Raw genomic sequence first — 14,619 nt, 5'->3', positions numbered from 1 at the left:
TTAACCAGAAAACCCTGCTCCACTGCGTGCGGGGTTTTCTGGTTCAGTGGGGGCGCCGCCAGTAAAGAGTAGGTAAAGGTCGGTGCGCCCTGGTTATATGAAATTAATTATCAAATAGAATTATTTCTTCTTTGGCGGTCGCCCGTTTGTGAGCATTGACAGCCTGTGTCCAACCTCTGTGGTCGAGTTTTCCGTGTTAAAGAAAATCCTGTTCCAGTTGCATTGGTTATTCGGCATCACTGCCGGTCTGGTGTTGGCCCTGATGGGCGTAACGGGTGCGGCTTACTCGTTCCAAGACGAGCTGCTGCGTGCGCTCAATCCTGAAGTATTTCAGGGCGAGGTGCGCGACCGTACGGAGCTGTCGCCTGTGCAGCTGGTGCCAATGCTTACAACGGCAGGGCAGCAGCCGGTGGTCGGTTTGTGGCTGGATGTGCAAGGCGAGCGCGTCGGCCGGGTGTTCTTTGCGCCTAAGCCGGGTGAGCGCCGCGGCCCTTCGCGTTACTTCGATGCCAGCAGCGCTGAATTGTTGAGTGAGCCGCGTGGGCAGGGCTTCTTCGATTTGATGCTGCAGCTGCACCGGTTTCTCGCCATGGGCGAATACGGCAAACAGATCACTGCGGCGTGCACCCTGATTTTGTTGTTCTTCTGTCTGTCGGGCCTGTACTTGCGTTGGCCGCGTCAGGCTAGCAGCTGGCGCGCCTGGCTAACCCTGGACTGGGCGCGCAAGGGCCGTAGCTTTAATTGGGACCTGCACGCGGTGGTGGGTACCTGGTGCTTGGCGCTCTATCTGCTTGCCGCGCTGACGGGTTTGTATTGGTCCTATGACTGGTACCGCGAAGGGGCGACGGCGTTGCTCGGTGAGCAGGCGGCTGGGCAGCAGCGTAGCGGTAAGCGCAGCCCACCGGCGGATGGGACGTTGCCCGCGGTCAATCTGACGGCTGTGTGGGCGACGTTCCAGCGCGAGGCCGGCGCTCAGCTGAGCAGCTACAACCTGCGCCTGCCGACTGCTGCCGGACAAGCGGTGACGGTGTTTTATCTGCGTGATGACGCTGCCCATGAGCGTGCGTTCAACCAGCTGACACTCGATCCGCTGAGTGGTGAGCTGGGCATGCATAAACGCTATGCTCAGCAGGCCTTTGGCGAGCAGCTGCTGAGCAGCGTGTATGCCTTGCATGTGGGCAGTTACTTTGGCCTGACTGGACGCATTTTGCTGTTCCTAGCCAGCCTGGCGATGCCGTTGTTCGCCATCACTGGCTGGTTGCTCTACCTCGACCGTCGGCGTAAGAAACGCGCGATGCTACAGGCGCGAGGCGCGGTGCATTCGAGCGCGGCAACCGCGGGCAGCTGGTTGATCGGCTTTGCCAGCCAGAGTGGCTTTGCCGAGCAGCTGGCCTGGCGGGCTGCCGGGCAACTGCAGGCTGCCGGGTTGGCGGTCAACGTGCAGCCCTTGGCCAAACTCACCGAATCGATGCTGCGCCAGGCGCATCAGGCGCTGTTTGTCGTCAGCACCTTTGGCGAGGGAGAGGCTCCGGACAGTGCGCGTGGCTTCGAGCGCAAGCTGCTCGGCCAGGCGTTGGGCCTTGAGCATTTGCGCTATGCCATGCTCGCCCTAGGTGATCGCCAGTATCAGCACTTCTGCGGTTTCGCCCAGCGCGTGCAGGGCTGGTTGACTGAGCAGGGTGCGCAAAGCCTATTTGAAGCCGTGCAGGTGGACGCGGGCGATGCGACGGCGCTGGCCAGTTGGCAGCGTCAACTCGGCGAAGTGACCGGTGCCAAGCCGCAGCATCAAGCAGAAACACCCTACGGCCTGTGGACCCTGAACCGCCGGGAGTTGCTCAACCCAGGCAGCCAAGGTGCGCCGACGTATTGGCTCGGGCTGCGCGCGGAGCAGGTCATTGAGTGGGCCGCTGGCGATATTCTCGACGTGTTGCCCCGTCACACCGATGCGCGGGTGCTGGCTTGGCTGCAGGCGCACGGGCTGGAGGGGCAGCAGCCCGTTCGGCTGAACGGTTTGTCGCAATCGCTGCAGCAGGCCTTAGCGGGCAAGCAGTTGCCTGAGCAGTCCATTCACCTGGTTGGCCTGCATGCGCAAGCCTTGTTGGACGCACTGCTGCCGCTGGCCGCGCGTGAGTACTCGATCGCCTCGCTGCCCAGTGACGGTCAGCTGGAATTGATCGTGCGCCAGGAGCGGCATGCCGACGGCTCGCTGGGGCTCGGCTCCGGCTGGTTGACTGAGGGCGTGGCGCTGCACGGCCAGTTGCTGGCGCGGGTGCGGCGTAACAGCGGCTTCCATGCTCCGGAAGATGAGCGGCCGATGATTCTGATCGGCAATGGCACCGGTTTGGCCGGGCTGCGCAGCCTGCTCAAGGCGCGCATCGTCGCCGGGTATACGGAAAACTGGCTGCTGTTCGGCGAGCGCAATGCGGCGCATGACTTCTATTGCCAAAGTGAGCTGCAAGGTTGGTTGGCCAGCGGCGAGTTGGCGCGCCTGGATCTGGCCTTCTCCCGTGATCAGGTGTCAAAGGTCTATGTACAAGATCGTCTGCGTGAGTCTGCCGAAACATTGTCGGCATGGTTAGCAAAGGGCGCTGCTATTTATGTGTGCGGCAGCTTGGCGGGCATGGCCGCCGGGGTGGATGCGGTGTTGCATGAGTTACTGGGCGAAGCTGGCGTTAACGCGTTGCTGGAAGAGGGCCGTTATCGCCGTGATGTCTATTAAGCGCGGTCGACACTGCGCTTTTTGCAGGCTTCCCGCCACGGCGTTGCGCCTCTAAGCTTGTGGCTATGAAAACAATCCTGCTGAACTGCGATATGGGTGAAAGCTTCGGCGTCTGGCGCATGGGCGATGACGCTCATGCCATGCCGCTGGTTGATCAAGCCAACCTGGCCTGTGGCTTCCACGCCTCGGACCCCCTGACCATGCAACACACCGTTGCCCTGGCGCTGCAGCATGGCGTGAGCATCGGCGCGCACCCGGCTTACCCGGACTTACAAGGTTTCGGCCGCCGGCACATGGCCTGCTCTCCTGAGGAGGTGACGGCGCTGGTGCTGTATCAGCTTGGTGCGCTGGATGCCTTTTGCCGCGCGGTGGGCACTCAGGTCGCCTACGTCAAACCCCATGGTGCGCTGTACAACGACCTGGTGCGTGACGATGCCCTGTTCAGTGCGGTACTCGAAGCGTGCGCCAGTTACCGCAAAGGGTTGCCGCTGATGGTGCTGGCGCTGGCCGATAACAGCCGTGAGCGGCGCTTGGCCGATGCTGCTGATGTACCGTTGATGTTCGAAGCTTTTGCCGATCGCGCTTATCTGGCTGATGGGCAGCTGGCGCCGCGCCGCTTAAGCAGTGCGGTGCACCACGATCCGCAGCGGATTCTGCAGCAGGCGTTGGCAATTGCCCAAGGCGAGTCGTTTGCTGATATCGACGGCAAACCGTTGCAGCTGCGTGCCGACAGCCTCTGCGTGCATGGCGATAACGCCGACTCCCTGGCTGTGCTGCGGCGTCTGCGGGCTGCCCTGGACACCCTATGATGCGCTTTGAACCGGCCGGTGCCGAAGCCCTGCTGCTGGTGCTGGCCGATCAGCCCGATGCGCAGTTGCCGCCGCGTATTGCCCTGTTGGCCGAACGTATCCGTACTGAGTTGGGCGAGGTGCTCACTGATCTGGTGCCGGGTTGGACCAGTCTGCTGCTGCACTATGACCTGATGCGCACCGACCATCTGCAGTTGGCTGAGCGGCTCAAACCTATGCTGGAGCGATGGTTGGCAGAGCCTTATGTGGCAGAGGCCGGGCGGCTGCACGAGCTGCCCATTTGGTATGGCGGCGAAGACCTTGGCGAAGTTGCCCGGCTGTGCCAGCTGAGCATTGCTCAGGTGATCGAGCTGCATACGGCGGTTGAGTACCGGGTCGGCGCAATTGGTTTTGCCCCGGGTTTTGCCTACCTCGCTGAGCTGGACGCACGCTTAGCATTGCCGCGTCGGGCCACCCCACGCACTGCTGTGCCGGCCGGTAGCCTGGCGATTGCCGAGCGGCAGACGGCAATCTACCCGCAGAGTTCACCCGGTGGCTGGCATCTGATCGGCAGTTGCCCCTGGCCATTATTTGATGTGACGCAAACTCCGCCGTGCCCTCTGGCGCTGGGTGATCGTGTGCGTTTTCGTTCGATTGCTGAGCGCGATTTTGTCGGCGAAGGCGGCCGGTTATGAGCGGCTTACGGGTGCTCAAGCCTGGGCCGCAGAGCCTGTTGCAGGATGGCGGCCGGCTCGGTTGGCAGCACCTCGGCGTATCCCCAGCCGGGCCGCTCGATGGGCATGCTGCCGCTTGGGCCAATCACCTCTTGGGTAACCCCTGGGGCACGCCGCTGCTGGAAGTCGCCTTGGGCGATGTCGAACTACAGGCTGAGGTCGACACCTGGGTGGCGGTCTGCGGCGCGCAGATGCCACTGAGTGTGGATGATCAGCCGCAGTCACTGTGGACGCGTTTGCCGCTGCATAAGGGCCAGTCTCTGCGGATGGGCTTTGCCCGCAGCGGTCAACGTGCTTACTTGGCGGTGGCCGGCGGCTTTATTGCTGTGCCGGTGCTGGGCAGCGTCAGTGTGCAGTTGCGCGAAGGCATGGGGCAGGCGCTGCAGGCGCCGGATCTATTAGCCTGCCGGGCAGCCAGTTTCAGCCGCTCAGCCAGTGTGCCTTGGCCTTATGTGGCGGATTACAGCTGCACGCCGCTGCTGCGGGTGATCACCGGCGCTGATGCGGCAAGTTTTGAGGAGGACCAGTTGCAGGGCTTTTTTGCCCAGACCTGGCAGCTCAGCCCGCACTCCGACCGCATGGGTGCGCGGCTGGTCGGCGAGGCGCTGCAGCCGCCTGTGCGCCAGTGGTCGTTAGGCGTTGGTCGCGGGGCGATTCAGGTGCCGCCGGATGGTCAGCCCATCATTCTTCAGGCCGACCATCAGACCATGGGCGGTTACCCGCTGCTGGGCTGGCTGCATCCGCTCGACCAGGGCCGCCTGGCGCAGTGCCCGGCGCACCATTCACTGCGCTTCACCCCGATTAGCATCGGCGACGCGCAGGCTGAGTTGCGCGAGTTCTACCGCTTTTTCGGCCGTTAATTGCCAGCGCGGCTGTTTTGTAGGATGGGTTGAGTAACGCGATACCCATCGGTCAATCGGTACTTCTCGCGGATGGTGGGTTACAGCGCTACGGGCTAGTCAGCGTTAGCTAGTCCGTCGTCATGCGCGCCTAACCCACCCTACGAATTGTTGTCTTCTTTCGGACGTTAAAACGTCTTAGCCATGCGGCTGGCCAATAGCGCCCAGCCAAACAACACCAGGCAAACGATCAGCATCGGCCAGCCGCGCCAGTACAGGTAGGGCGTCAGTTGCTGCATCGGTTGCACCTGGCCATACAGCACCGCTTGTTCGAACTGCGGCAGTTGCTCGGTGATCTGCCCGTAAGGGTTGATCAATGCAGTAACGCCGTTATTGGTCGCGCGGATCATCCAGCGGCCCGCCTCCAGTGCGCGCATCTGCGCCATCTGCAGGTGCTGTAGCGGGCCGATAGAGCGCCCAAACCAAGTGTCATTGCTGATGGTCAGCAACAGGTCACTCTGCGCGGCGAGGCCGGCGGAGAACTCTGGGTATACCACTTCGTAGCAAATAAACGCCGCAATCGCATGGCCCTTGGCCTGCAACAGGCTTTGCTCTGATGAGCCGCGGGCAAAGTCGGACATCGGCAGGTCGAAGAAGGCGATCAGGCCGCGCAGCACGTCCTGCAGCGGCACGTATTCACCGAAGGGCACCAGCTTCTGCTTGAGGTAGTCGCCGCTGCCCTGGCCAACCACGCTGATGCCGTTGTAGTAGCGCTGCTCGCCACGCTCGTTGCTTTGGCGAATGGGCACGCCGGTAATCAGCGCGGCATTGCGCTCGTTGGCGAAGCGATTAATCACCCCCAGGTAGCCTTGCGCGCGATCTTTGAGCACCGGCACGGCGGTTTCTGGCCAGATGATCAGATCGGTCGGTTTGGCGCTGAAGGTCATGTCGCGGTAAAGCGCCAGCTGAGCATTGAGCTGCTCGGGGTCCCACTTCATGTTCTGTTCGATATTGCCTTGCATGGCCGCCACGCTAAGCGGTTCGCCCAGGGCTTGGGTCCATGCGTGGCCCTTTAAGGTGATACCAGCAATCCATGGCGCGCAAAGCAGGGCAATGCCGATGGCGAGAAACGCCTTGCGCGTGCGCAGTTGCACCAGATTCACCAATAGCGCTGCACTCAGTGCTAGAACAAAGGAAAGCAGCCACACCCCGCCTACTGGAGCGAGGCCAGCCAGTGGCCCGTCCAGCTGGCTGTACCCGGCGTACAGCCAGGGGAAGCCGGTAAGAAACCAGCTGCGGAAAGCTTCCTGCGCCAGCCACAGTGCGGCAAAGGCCAGGGCGTCGGCCAGCGGTGCTTCCACCCGACGTAGCCAGCGCGTCCAGATCCAAGCGCTAAGGGCGAATAGCAAACCGAGGCCACCGACGAATAGCAGGGTCAGGAACGCCGCCAGTGGCGGCGAGGCGGCGCCGTAATCGTGGATGCTCACATACACCCAGCTGGTGCCGGCCGCGAACAGGCCAAAGCCGTAACTCCAGCCGCGCAGGGCTGCCTGGCGCGGCGCGAGATCACGTAGGCCAAGGTAGAACAGGGCGATGGAGAGGATGGCCAGCGGCCATAGGTCGTAGGGCGCCAGCGCCAGTGTGGTGATTGCGCCAGCAAGCAGAGCGATCAGGTTGCCGGGCCAGCCAGGTCGGGTTATCCAGTGCATTGCATGCAGGTCCTTGGATTGAGGTGGCGCAAAGGGTAAAGCGCAATAGGCGGCGGGGGAAGGTGGGGCGCTGCTGAGCCGACTATGCACAACGGCCACCGATTAGGGTGGCCGTATAGGGTGATCAGTTATTGATCGGGGTCAGGCGCAGCAGGTGGATGCGCCGGCTGTCTGCATTCAATATGCGGAAGCGGAAACCGCCGATTTCAGTCACTTCGTTGCGCTTGGGCAGATGACCAAATGCGCTCATCACTAGGCCGCCGACGGTGTCGAATTCGTCATCGGAAAACTCGGTATCGAAAGCTTCATTGAAACTGTCGATGGGCGTCAGTGCCTTGACCAAGAAATCGCCTGAAGGCAGGGGTTTGACGTAGCTGTCTTCCTCAACGTCGTGCTCGTCTTCAATATCGCCGACGATTTGCTCAAGCACATCTTCGATGGTTACCAGTCCGGCCGCGCCGCCGTACTCGTCAATCACCACGGCCATATGATTGTGGTTAGCGCGGAACTCGCGCAGCAGCACATTCAGTCGCTTGGACTCGGGCACGAAAGTGGCCGGGCGCAGCAGGTCTTTAATGTTGAAGTTGGGCTGGTCGCCTTGCAGGATCAACGGCAGCAGATCCTTGGCCAGGAGGATGCCGATGACATCATCGAGACTTTCGCCAACTACCGGGTAGCGCGAGTGTGCGGCTTCGATGATGCCGGGTAGAAACTCTTTGGGCGACTGGTTGGCCTTGATGCTCATCATCTGTGAGCGCGGCACCATGATGTCACGGACCTGTAGATCGGCGACCTGAATGGCGCCTTCGACAATGGCCAGCGCTTCGCTGTCGAGCAGCTTATTTTGATGCGCTTCGCGCAGCACTTCGAGCAGTTCCTTGCGGTTTTTCGGCTCATGAGCAAACGCCTGGGTCAGTCGGTTAAACCAGGATGTTTGCTCGTTGCTCGATCGGTCTTCGCTCATGGTGGTTACTCAGGAACCTTCTGTGTTGTGAGAGGGGAATCATCTTCGTCGGCGTAAGGGTCTGGGTGACCCAGTTCAGCCAGTAATTGTCGTTCCAGCGTTTCCATCTCTTCAGCTTCCTCCTCCTCGATGTGGTCGTAACCGAGTAGGTGCAGGCAGCCATGGATCACTAGGTGCGCCCAATGGGCTTCGCTAGTCTTCGCTTGTTCGTGTGCTTCACGCTCGACCACCGGCACGCAGATGACCAGGTCACCGAGCAGTGGGATATCGAGAAACTCGTCCGGTACATCAGCGGGGAAGGACAGCACATTGGTGGCGTAATCTTTTTGCCGCCAGGTGTAGTTGAGTTCGCGCCCTTCGGCCTCATCAACCAGGCGAATGGTCAGTTCCGAGTCGGCTGTGCGCTGGCGCAGGGCAATCACGCACCAAGCGCGCAACTGCGCCTCGCTCGGCAGGTTGGCGGCGTTGCTGGCAATCTGCAGGTCAAGCTCAAGCATCGCCGTTGCCCTGCGTGTCATCGAGCTTGCCGTGAATGCGGTTTTCGTAGCGCTCATAGGCTTCGACAATGCGTTGCACCAGCGGGTGGCGCACCACATCTTTCGGCTTAAAGTGGGTGAAGCTGATGCCCGGGACATCGTGCAGCACGTCGATCACATGGGTCAGGCCGCTTTTGGTGCCGCGCGGCAGGTCGACCTGGGTGATGTCGCCGGTGATCACGGCCGTGGAGCCGAAGCCGATACGGGTGAGGAACATCTTCATCTGTTCCAGGGTGGTGTTCTGGCTTTCGTCGAGGATGATAAAGCTGTTGCTCAGCGTGCGGCCGCGCATATAGGCCAGCGGCGCGACCTCGATCACTTGTTTCTCGATCAGCTTGGCCACCTGCTCGACGCCAAGCATCTCATAGAGGGCGTCGTACAGCGGGCGCAGGTAGGGGTCGATCTTTTGCGACAGGTCGCCGGGCAGAAAGCCGAGCTTCTCACCGGCTTCTACTGCCGGGCGCACCAGCAGGATGCGGCGGATTTGTTCGCGCTCCAAGGCATCCACGGCGCAGGCCACGGCCAGGTAGGTTTTACCCGTACCGGCTGGGCCAATACCGAAATTGATGTCGTGGTCGAGGATGGCTTTGACGTAGCGCTGCTGATTGGCCCCGCGTGGGCGAATCATGCCTTTGCGCGTGCGCAGGGCGATGCTGGCTTCAACCACTGGGTTGCTCAGCTCTTCGATCCCGGATTCCTGTAGAAACAGGTGCACCAGATCGGGCGACAGTTCGGTGTTTTCGGCTTCGCGATAAAGGCGGCGCAGCAGCTGCTCGGCAGCGGTGGTCTGGCCGGCGCTGCCGACCAGCTCAAATTGGTTGCCGCGGTTGCGCAGTTCTATGCCCAGACGCGCCTCGATCAGGCGCAGGTGTTCATCAAATTGGCCGCACAGGTTAGCGAAGCGGCGAGCCTCGAAGGGTTCAAGGATAAAACGAAGTGGTTCTATAGGTGTGTTCAAGGTCGTGTGATGGCCGCCAGTCGGCTGGGGTAATGAAAAACGAAGAATAGCGCTAGCGGCCGCGACGTGGAAGCGCGGGCCGCTGCGGCTTTAGTTGCAGTCGGTTTCGCTCAGCAGCGTGCCGCGCAGCGAGTTTGGCATGGCTTGGTCGATACGCACATCGACAAACTGACCAATCAAACGCGGGTTGTCACTGCGGAAGTTGACCACACGATTACTCTCTGTTCGGCCCTGGAGCATACCCGGGTCTTTTTTTGAGTAATCGGTGACCAGGATGCGCTGTACGGTGCCGGCCATGCGCCGGCTGTTTTCGGCGCCCTGCTGGGTGATGCGGTGCTGCAGCAAAGCCAGGCGCTGTTTCTTCAGCTCCAGCGGCGTGTCATCGGGCAGGTCGGCGGCCGGTGTGCCGGGGCGCGGGCTGTAGATAAAGGAGTAGCCGAAGTCGAAGCCGACGTCCTCCACCAGTTTCATGGTTTGTTCGAAGTCTTTCTCGGTTTCGCCGGGGAAGCCGATGATGAAGTCCGAGCTGATCAGGATGTCCGGCACCGCGGCGCGCAGTTTGCGAATACGCGATTTGTATTCTAGGGCTGTGTGGTTGCGCTTCATCGCCGCGAGAATACGGTCAGAGCCCGATTGCACCGGCAGGTGCAGGTATTTCACCAGTTCGGGGATCTCGACGTGGGCTTGAATCAGCGCGTCGGAGAACTCCAATGGATGGCTGGTGGTATAGCGAATGCGGTCGACGCCGTCGATGGCGGCCACGGCATAGAGCAGCTCGGCGAAGTCGGCGATCTGGCCATTGCCCGTCTCGCCGCGGTAACCGTTGACGTTCTGCCCGAGCAGGGTGATTTCACGCACGCCGTGTTCGGCCAGGTGAATGATCTCGCTGAGCACATCGGCCATCGGTCGGCTGACTTCTTCGCCGCGGGTGTAGGGCACCACGCAGAAGGTGCAGTACTTACTGCAGCCTTCCATCACCGATACGTAGGCGCTGGGGCCGTCGACCCGCGGCTCGGGTAAACGGTCGAATTTTTCGATTTCCGGAAAGCTGATGTCTACTTGGGCGACTTTGGTGCTGCGCGCGGCGTCGATCATTTCCGGCAGGCGGTGCAGGGTCTGCGGGCCAAAGACCACGTCAACATAGGGCGCGCGGCCAAGGATCGCTGCGCCTTCCTGGCTGGCTACGCAGCCACCGACGCCGATTACCAAGTCCGGGTTCTCCAGCTTCAGTTCACGCCAGCGGCCAAGTTGTGAGAACACTTTGTCCTGCGCTCTTTCACGAATAGAGCAGGTGTTGAGGAGGATGATGTCGGCATCGTCCGCTTTATTGGTGATTTCCAGGGCTTGATGTTCACCCAGTAGGTCGACCATGCGCGAGCTGTCGTACTCGTTCATTTGGCAACCGTGGGTTTCGATATAAAGCTTCTTGGTCATGCGCGCTCAATAAGGGTGATTCGACGAACCGCGCATTATAGAGGCCCAAGCCTCTGGTTCCTAGCATTGGCTGCTCGGTGGCTATGCTATGATCCGCGCCCTTTCAAGCAACCCGTCGGTGCGAGCGGCATAACCATGAGCAAGCGCGAACCCATCTACAAGGTGATTTTCCTCAACCAGGGTCAGGTGTACGAGATGTACGCCAAGCAGATCTTTCAAAGCGATCTGTGGGGCTTTCTGGAAGTAGAAGAGTTCGTCTTTGGTGAGCGCACCCAAGTGGTAGTCGACCCAAGCGAAGAAAAGCTCAAGGCGCAGTTCGACGGGGTGGTGCGCAGCTTTATCCCGATGAATGCGATCGTCCGTATCGACGAAGTCGAGCGCCTCGGCACGCCGAAGATCAGCGAAGCCAAGGGCGGCGGCAATGTCATGCCGTTTCCTATGCCGATGCCGGATAAGTGAAGCGACTGCGCTCGACCATGCGGCGATAAAAACTCGCTGAGCTGAGTAGGATGGGGTGAGCCGCGCGATACCCATCATCGGTTCGCCGTTCGTAGGGCAGATGTTGCTTTTTACATCCGCCCTACGGCAGCGGGGCGAACGGCGAGGTCAGAGTATCGGCGTTCTGCAGCTCCAGCAGGTAGTTGCGGAAAATCTGCCCGAGTACTTGGCTGGCGATTTCCAGTTCATTGCGCGGCATTTGCGCGGCGATTAAGTCGGCGCTGTCCATGGCCTCATCTGAGCCATTCACCGCCGCCATTTTCAGCACGATGTAGGCCTGTACGGCATTCGCCGGCACGCCTTCGCCGCGAAAGAACATCATGCCCAAGTGGTATTGCGACTGCGCATGGCCTTGCAGTGAGGCCTGCTCAAACCATTGCAGCGCCTGGCTGAGGTCGCGTTCGATGCGCTTGCCGTCGTAGTAGAACTCACCCAGTTCAAACTGCGCCTTCACATCGCCCGTAAGGGCGGCTTGCTGGCAAGCATCGAGAGCGGCCGGCAGTTCTTCGGTGGCGGTGTTGAGTGAGCAGCTGCCAAGTGCGGGGATCAGCAAGGAGTTGCCGCTCGCCGAGGCAAGCAGTGGCAGTAGGAGCAACAGGCAGCCCAGAGACAGGGTGCGGCCGGTGCGTTTCATGAAAGTCCATTTACCTCGGGATGCAAAACAGGCGATCAGCCTGGCCGCCGGAACGCGGCGGCCGTCACATTATGAAATAAGCAGTGGCGTACTTACAAAGTCTTTACCGGGTTTTCTTCGATTTCACTGAGTTTGGCACTGCCAGGTAAGTTCAGTAGCAACCAGGCCAGTAGTGGGTAAGCCGGCGTCAGCAGGGCGTGGAACAGGTCAATACGCCGTAGCGAGCCGATAAAACCCTGGGTGCCTACGGCCGCGCCGGCCAGCAAAAACAATCCAACTACCAATCCGGCCACCGCTGGCGGCGCGCGCTTGGGCCACTGCACGGCTCCGGCGTAGAGCACCAGTAGCAAGGTCGCCAGGTTGAGCAGCAAGCGGTAATTATCGAGCTGGTTCAGCTGTCGGAATAGTTCGAAGAAGGCGCACAGCCCGAGCAGGATGCGCCCCCAGTTGGCGCGGCTCCATTGCCAGCTTCGGCCCAGTGCCAGCGAGGCAGCGCCGAGTAGCGGCAGGCCGAGGAAGCTGCTGGCCTGGCTCAGCCACAAGTGCGCGGCCTCTACGCTGGGGTCGAATCCAAAGCGAATGACCCCGGCTGCGGCAGCGGCTGCCGGCAGCAGAAAGCCCAGTAACGCGCAGAAAAGGGCCGGTTGATCGGCCTCGCCATAGTGACTGCGGGCCTTACCGATGGCGATGGCGCAGGCCAAGCAGGCCAGCGCCAACAGGCCGTCTGACAGTGCGGTGCTGTATTGCATTAGGCCTTCTTCAGCTCGGCGAAGGCGCGCTCGGCGGCGTCCAGGGTAATTTTCAGCTCGGTATCGCCATGGGCAATGGAGGTGAAGCCAGCCTCAAAGGCGCTGGGGGCTAGATAAACACCACCGTCCAGCATCAAGTGGAAGAAGCGCTTGAAGCGTTCGGCATCGCTGGTCATCACGTCATCGAAGGTGACAATATCGTTAGCCGCGCTGAAGTACAGGCCAAACATGCCGCCCGCTTGGGTGGTGACGAACGGGATGCCGGCGGCATCGGCACGCTCTTGCAGGCCTTGCAGCATGCGGCGGGTGTAGTCGCTCAGCTCAGCGTGGAAACCCGGGCGGTTGATCAGGCGCAGCGTGGTGAGGCCCGCGGCCATTGCCAGCGGGTTGCCGGACAAGGTGCCCGCCTGATAGACCGGGCCGAGCGGGGCGATGCAGTGCATGATCTCGCGCTTGCCGCCGAAGCAGCCGACTGGCATGCCGCCGCCGATGATCTTGCCGAAGGTGGTCAGGTCCGGGGCGACGCCGTAATACGCCTGAGCACCGCCGAGGGCCACACGGAAACCGGTCATCACTTCGTCAAAAATCAGCACCACGCCGTGCTTGTCGCACTGCTCGCGCAGGCCCTGCAGGTAGCCCGGTGCGGGCGGCACGCAGTTCATGTTGCCGGCCACCGGCTCGACAATGATGCAGGCCACGCTGTCGCCGACTTCACTGAGCATCTGCTCGACGGCTTTGATGTCGTTGAAGGGCAGGGTCAGGGTGTGTTTGGCGAAATCCGCCGGCACGCCTGCCGAGCTGGGTACACCCTGGGTCAGCAGGCCAGAGCCGGCTTTAACCAGCAGGCTGTCAGAGTGGCCGTGGTAGCAGCCTTCGAATTTGATGATGTTGTCGCGGCCGGTGTAACCACGGGCCAGACGAATCGCGCTCATGGTCGCTTCGGTGCCGGAGCTGACCATGCGCACCATTTCCATCGACGGCACCAGGCTGCACACCAGATCAGCCATTTCGGTTTCCATGGCAGTTGGTGCGCCGTAGGACAGGCCGTGCTGCAGCTGGTTGCGCACCGCATCGAGCACGTCTGGGTGGCTGTGGCCGAGGATCATTGGGCCCCAGGAGCCGACGTAGTCCACGTAGCGCTTATCGTCTTCGTCGGTGACGTAGGCGCCTTCGGCGTGCTTGAAGAACAACGGGGTGCCGCCAACGCTTTTAAAGGCGCGCACGGGCGAGTTAACGCCACCGGGGATGTGCTTCTGGGCTGCATTGAACAGGGTTTCGGAGCGGGACATGGCAGGGCCTCTCAAATGGGGATGCGGGGCGAGCCGGGTCGCCCTTATGAACAATTAGTTATGGCCTGCCATCCGTGGCGGCCACCCTTCTGGCAGCGTCGCTGGCGACGTTAAAAATGGCTCCAGGCCATTACTTAGGGTTGAACAGGGCGCTAAAGGCGTGAGCGCGGCGCTCGACGTCGGCGGCTGAATCGGCGGCGAACAGGCCATGGATCACTGCGACCATGCTTGCCCCGTGGGCAATCAGCGCGGGGGCGTTATCCTGGGTCACGCCGCCGATGGCGACGATCGGCAGGTTGATCCGGCCTTTGCTGGCATCGAGCAACGCTACATCGGCGCTAGGTGCGCCCGGCTTGGTATTGGAATTGAAGAAGCGCCCGAAGGCGACGTAGCTGGCGCCTTCTTTAGCAGCCGCCTCAGCCAGTTCAAGCTGGGCGTGGCAGGTGCCGCCGATGATCGCCTGGCGGCCGAGCAAGGCGCGCGCGACCGATAAGGAGCCGTCGCTTTGCCCCAGGTGCAGGCCCACGCCTAAGCGGGCCGCCAGTTCGGCGTCATCATTGATAATCAGCGACGCGCCATAGCGGTTGCACAGTTCGCGCAGGGCCTCGGCTTCGCGCAAGCGGCGTGCTTCGTCGGTCGACTTGTCGCGGTATTGCAGCAGTTTTGCCCCACCTTTGAGTGCGGCCTCGACGTAGGGCAGTAGGCGGCCTTCGAGGAGCTGGCTGTCGGTGATGGCATACAGGCCACGCAGTTTCATCGGGTGCGCTC

At 61.4% G+C, this 14,619-nt stretch carries 14 protein-coding genes; 5 read left to right on the top strand and 9 right to left on the bottom strand.

The window, feature by feature from the left end; translation table 11 throughout:
• Positions 1 to 193 precede the first annotated feature (193 nt).
• The 4 genes from BMZ32_RS04220 to BMZ32_RS04205 all read left to right on the top strand — a co-directional run bounded on the left by BMZ32_RS04220 (position 194) and on the right by BMZ32_RS04205 (position 5,101).
• Positions 194 to 2,719, top strand: a complete 2,526-nt coding sequence (locus BMZ32_RS04220; RefSeq protein ID WP_090241540.1) for a PepSY domain-containing protein — start codon at positions 194 to 196, stop codon at positions 2,717 to 2,719.
• A 65-nt stretch (positions 2,720 to 2,784) separates the two neighbouring features.
• Positions 2,785 to 3,528 (top strand): 5-oxoprolinase subunit PxpA, encoded by a 744-nt coding sequence (locus BMZ32_RS04215; protein WP_090239994.1) that lies wholly within the window; start codon positions 2,785 to 2,787, stop codon positions 3,526 to 3,528.
• Positions 3,525 to 4,202 (top strand): 5-oxoprolinase subunit PxpB, encoded by a 678-nt coding sequence (pxpB, locus tag BMZ32_RS04210; protein ID WP_090239991.1) that lies wholly within the window; start codon positions 3,525 to 3,527, stop codon positions 4,200 to 4,202. The genes BMZ32_RS04215 and pxpB overlap by 4 nt, the downstream gene beginning before the upstream one ends.
• Positions 4,199 to 5,101, top strand: coding sequence for a 5-oxoprolinase subunit C family protein (locus BMZ32_RS04205; RefSeq protein WP_090239988.1), 903 nt, complete (start codon positions 4,199 to 4,201; stop codon positions 5,099 to 5,101). The genes pxpB and BMZ32_RS04205 overlap by 4 nt, the downstream gene beginning before the upstream one ends.
• A 167-nt stretch (positions 5,102 to 5,268) precedes the next feature.
• On the opposite strand, the gene lnt is transcribed toward BMZ32_RS04205, so the two are convergent.
• From lnt to miaB, 5 genes are all read right to left on the bottom strand, one after another.
• On the bottom strand, positions 5,269 to 6,789 hold the full coding sequence (lnt, locus tag BMZ32_RS04200; RefSeq protein ID WP_090239986.1) for an apolipoprotein N-acyltransferase: 1,521 nt from the start codon (positions 6,787 to 6,789) through the stop codon (positions 5,269 to 5,271).
• 124 nt (positions 6,790 to 6,913) lie between these two features.
• Positions 6,914 to 7,753 carry an HlyC/CorC family transporter gene (locus BMZ32_RS04195; RefSeq protein WP_090239983.1) on the bottom strand — a complete coding sequence of 280 codons (840 nt, stop codon included), beginning with the start codon at positions 7,751 to 7,753 and terminating at the stop codon, positions 6,914 to 6,916.
• A gap of 5 nt (positions 7,754 to 7,758) precedes the next feature.
• Positions 7,759 to 8,250: an rRNA maturation RNase YbeY gene (gene ybeY / locus BMZ32_RS04190; protein ID WP_090239980.1), complete on the bottom strand. Its 492-nt coding sequence runs from the start codon at positions 8,248 to 8,250 to the stop codon at positions 7,759 to 7,761.
• Positions 8,243 to 9,247 (bottom strand): PhoH family protein, encoded by a 1,005-nt coding sequence (locus tag BMZ32_RS04185; RefSeq protein ID WP_090239977.1) that lies wholly within the window; start codon positions 9,245 to 9,247, stop codon positions 8,243 to 8,245. The genes ybeY and BMZ32_RS04185 overlap by 8 nt, the downstream gene beginning before the upstream one ends.
• 90 nt (positions 9,248 to 9,337) lie before the next feature.
• Entirely contained in the window at positions 9,338 to 10,681 is a 1,344-nt protein-coding gene (gene miaB, locus BMZ32_RS04180) for a tRNA (N6-isopentenyl adenosine(37)-C2)-methylthiotransferase MiaB (RefSeq protein ID WP_090239975.1), read from the bottom strand.
• Between the two features lie 135 nt (positions 10,682 to 10,816).
• Here miaB and BMZ32_RS04175 point away from each other — a divergent pair, with 135 nt between their 5' ends.
• Positions 10,817 to 11,140: a DUF1820 family protein gene (locus BMZ32_RS04175; RefSeq protein WP_090239972.1), complete on the top strand. Its 324-nt coding sequence runs from the start codon at positions 10,817 to 10,819 to the stop codon at positions 11,138 to 11,140.
• Between the two features lie 121 nt (positions 11,141 to 11,261).
• On the opposite strand, the gene BMZ32_RS04170 is transcribed toward BMZ32_RS04175, so the two are convergent.
• The 4 genes from BMZ32_RS04170 to thiE all read right to left on the bottom strand — a co-directional run bounded on the left by BMZ32_RS04170 (position 11,262) and on the right by thiE (position 14,608).
• Complete coding sequence (locus BMZ32_RS04170; RefSeq protein WP_090239970.1) at positions 11,262 to 11,813, bottom strand: tetratricopeptide repeat protein; 552 nt, start codon at positions 11,811 to 11,813, stop codon at positions 11,262 to 11,264.
• Between the two features lie 92 nt (positions 11,814 to 11,905).
• The gene (locus BMZ32_RS04165; RefSeq protein WP_090239968.1) at positions 11,906 to 12,562 is read right to left on the bottom strand and encodes a DUF6962 family protein; all 657 of its coding nucleotides are present in this window, start codon (positions 12,560 to 12,562) and stop codon (positions 11,906 to 11,908) included.
• A complete protein-coding gene (gene hemL, locus BMZ32_RS04160) occupies positions 12,562 to 13,851 on the bottom strand; it encodes a glutamate-1-semialdehyde 2,1-aminomutase (protein WP_090239965.1) in 1,290 nt (429 codons plus the stop codon). The genes BMZ32_RS04165 and hemL overlap by 1 nt, the downstream gene beginning before the upstream one ends.
• A 130-nt stretch (positions 13,852 to 13,981) precedes the next feature.
• The gene (gene thiE, locus BMZ32_RS04155; RefSeq protein ID WP_090239963.1) at positions 13,982 to 14,608 is read right to left on the bottom strand and encodes a thiamine phosphate synthase; all 627 of its coding nucleotides are present in this window, start codon (positions 14,606 to 14,608) and stop codon (positions 13,982 to 13,984) included.
• Positions 14,609 to 14,619: the final 11 nt, after the last annotated feature.

It is taken from the genome of Pseudomonas guineae (assembly GCF_900113745.1).
Classification (GTDB): domain Bacteria; phylum Pseudomonadota; class Gammaproteobacteria; order Pseudomonadales; family Pseudomonadaceae; genus Aquipseudomonas; species Aquipseudomonas guineae.
This window is presented reverse-complemented; position numbering and strand designations above follow the sequence as displayed.

Coding starts and splice junctions, on each gene's coding strand:
- BMZ32_RS04215 (WP_090239994.1), top strand. CDS start 2,785: ATGAAAACAATCCTGCTGAACTGCGATATGGGTGAAAGCTTCGGCGTC.
- pxpB (WP_090239991.1), top strand. CDS start 3,525: ATGATGCGCTTTGAACCGGCCGGTGCCGAAGCCCTGCTGCTGGTGCTG.
- BMZ32_RS04205 (WP_090239988.1), top strand. CDS start 4,199: ATGAGCGGCTTACGGGTGCTCAAGCCTGGGCCGCAGAGCCTGTTGCAG.
- lnt (WP_090239986.1), bottom strand. CDS start 6,789: ATGCACTGGATAACCCGACCTGGCTGGCCCGGCAACCTGATCGCTCTG.
- BMZ32_RS04195 (WP_090239983.1), bottom strand. CDS start 7,753: ATGAGCGAAGACCGATCGAGCAACGAGCAAACATCCTGGTTTAACCGA.
- ybeY (WP_090239980.1), bottom strand. CDS start 8,250: ATGCTTGAGCTTGACCTGCAGATTGCCAGCAACGCCGCCAACCTGCCG.
- miaB (WP_090239975.1), bottom strand. CDS start 10,681: ATGACCAAGAAGCTTTATATCGAAACCCACGGTTGCCAAATGAACGAG.
- BMZ32_RS04175 (WP_090239972.1), top strand. CDS start 10,817: ATGAGCAAGCGCGAACCCATCTACAAGGTGATTTTCCTCAACCAGGGT.
- BMZ32_RS04170 (WP_090239970.1), bottom strand. CDS start 11,813: ATGAAACGCACCGGCCGCACCCTGTCTCTGGGCTGCCTGTTGCTCCTA.
- BMZ32_RS04165 (WP_090239968.1), bottom strand. CDS start 12,562: ATGCAATACAGCACCGCACTGTCAGACGGCCTGTTGGCGCTGGCCTGC.
- hemL (WP_090239965.1), bottom strand. CDS start 13,851: ATGTCCCGCTCCGAAACCCTGTTCAATGCAGCCCAGAAGCACATCCCC.
- thiE (WP_090239963.1), bottom strand. CDS start 14,608: ATGAAACTGCGTGGCCTGTATGCCATCACCGACAGCCAGCTCCTCGAA.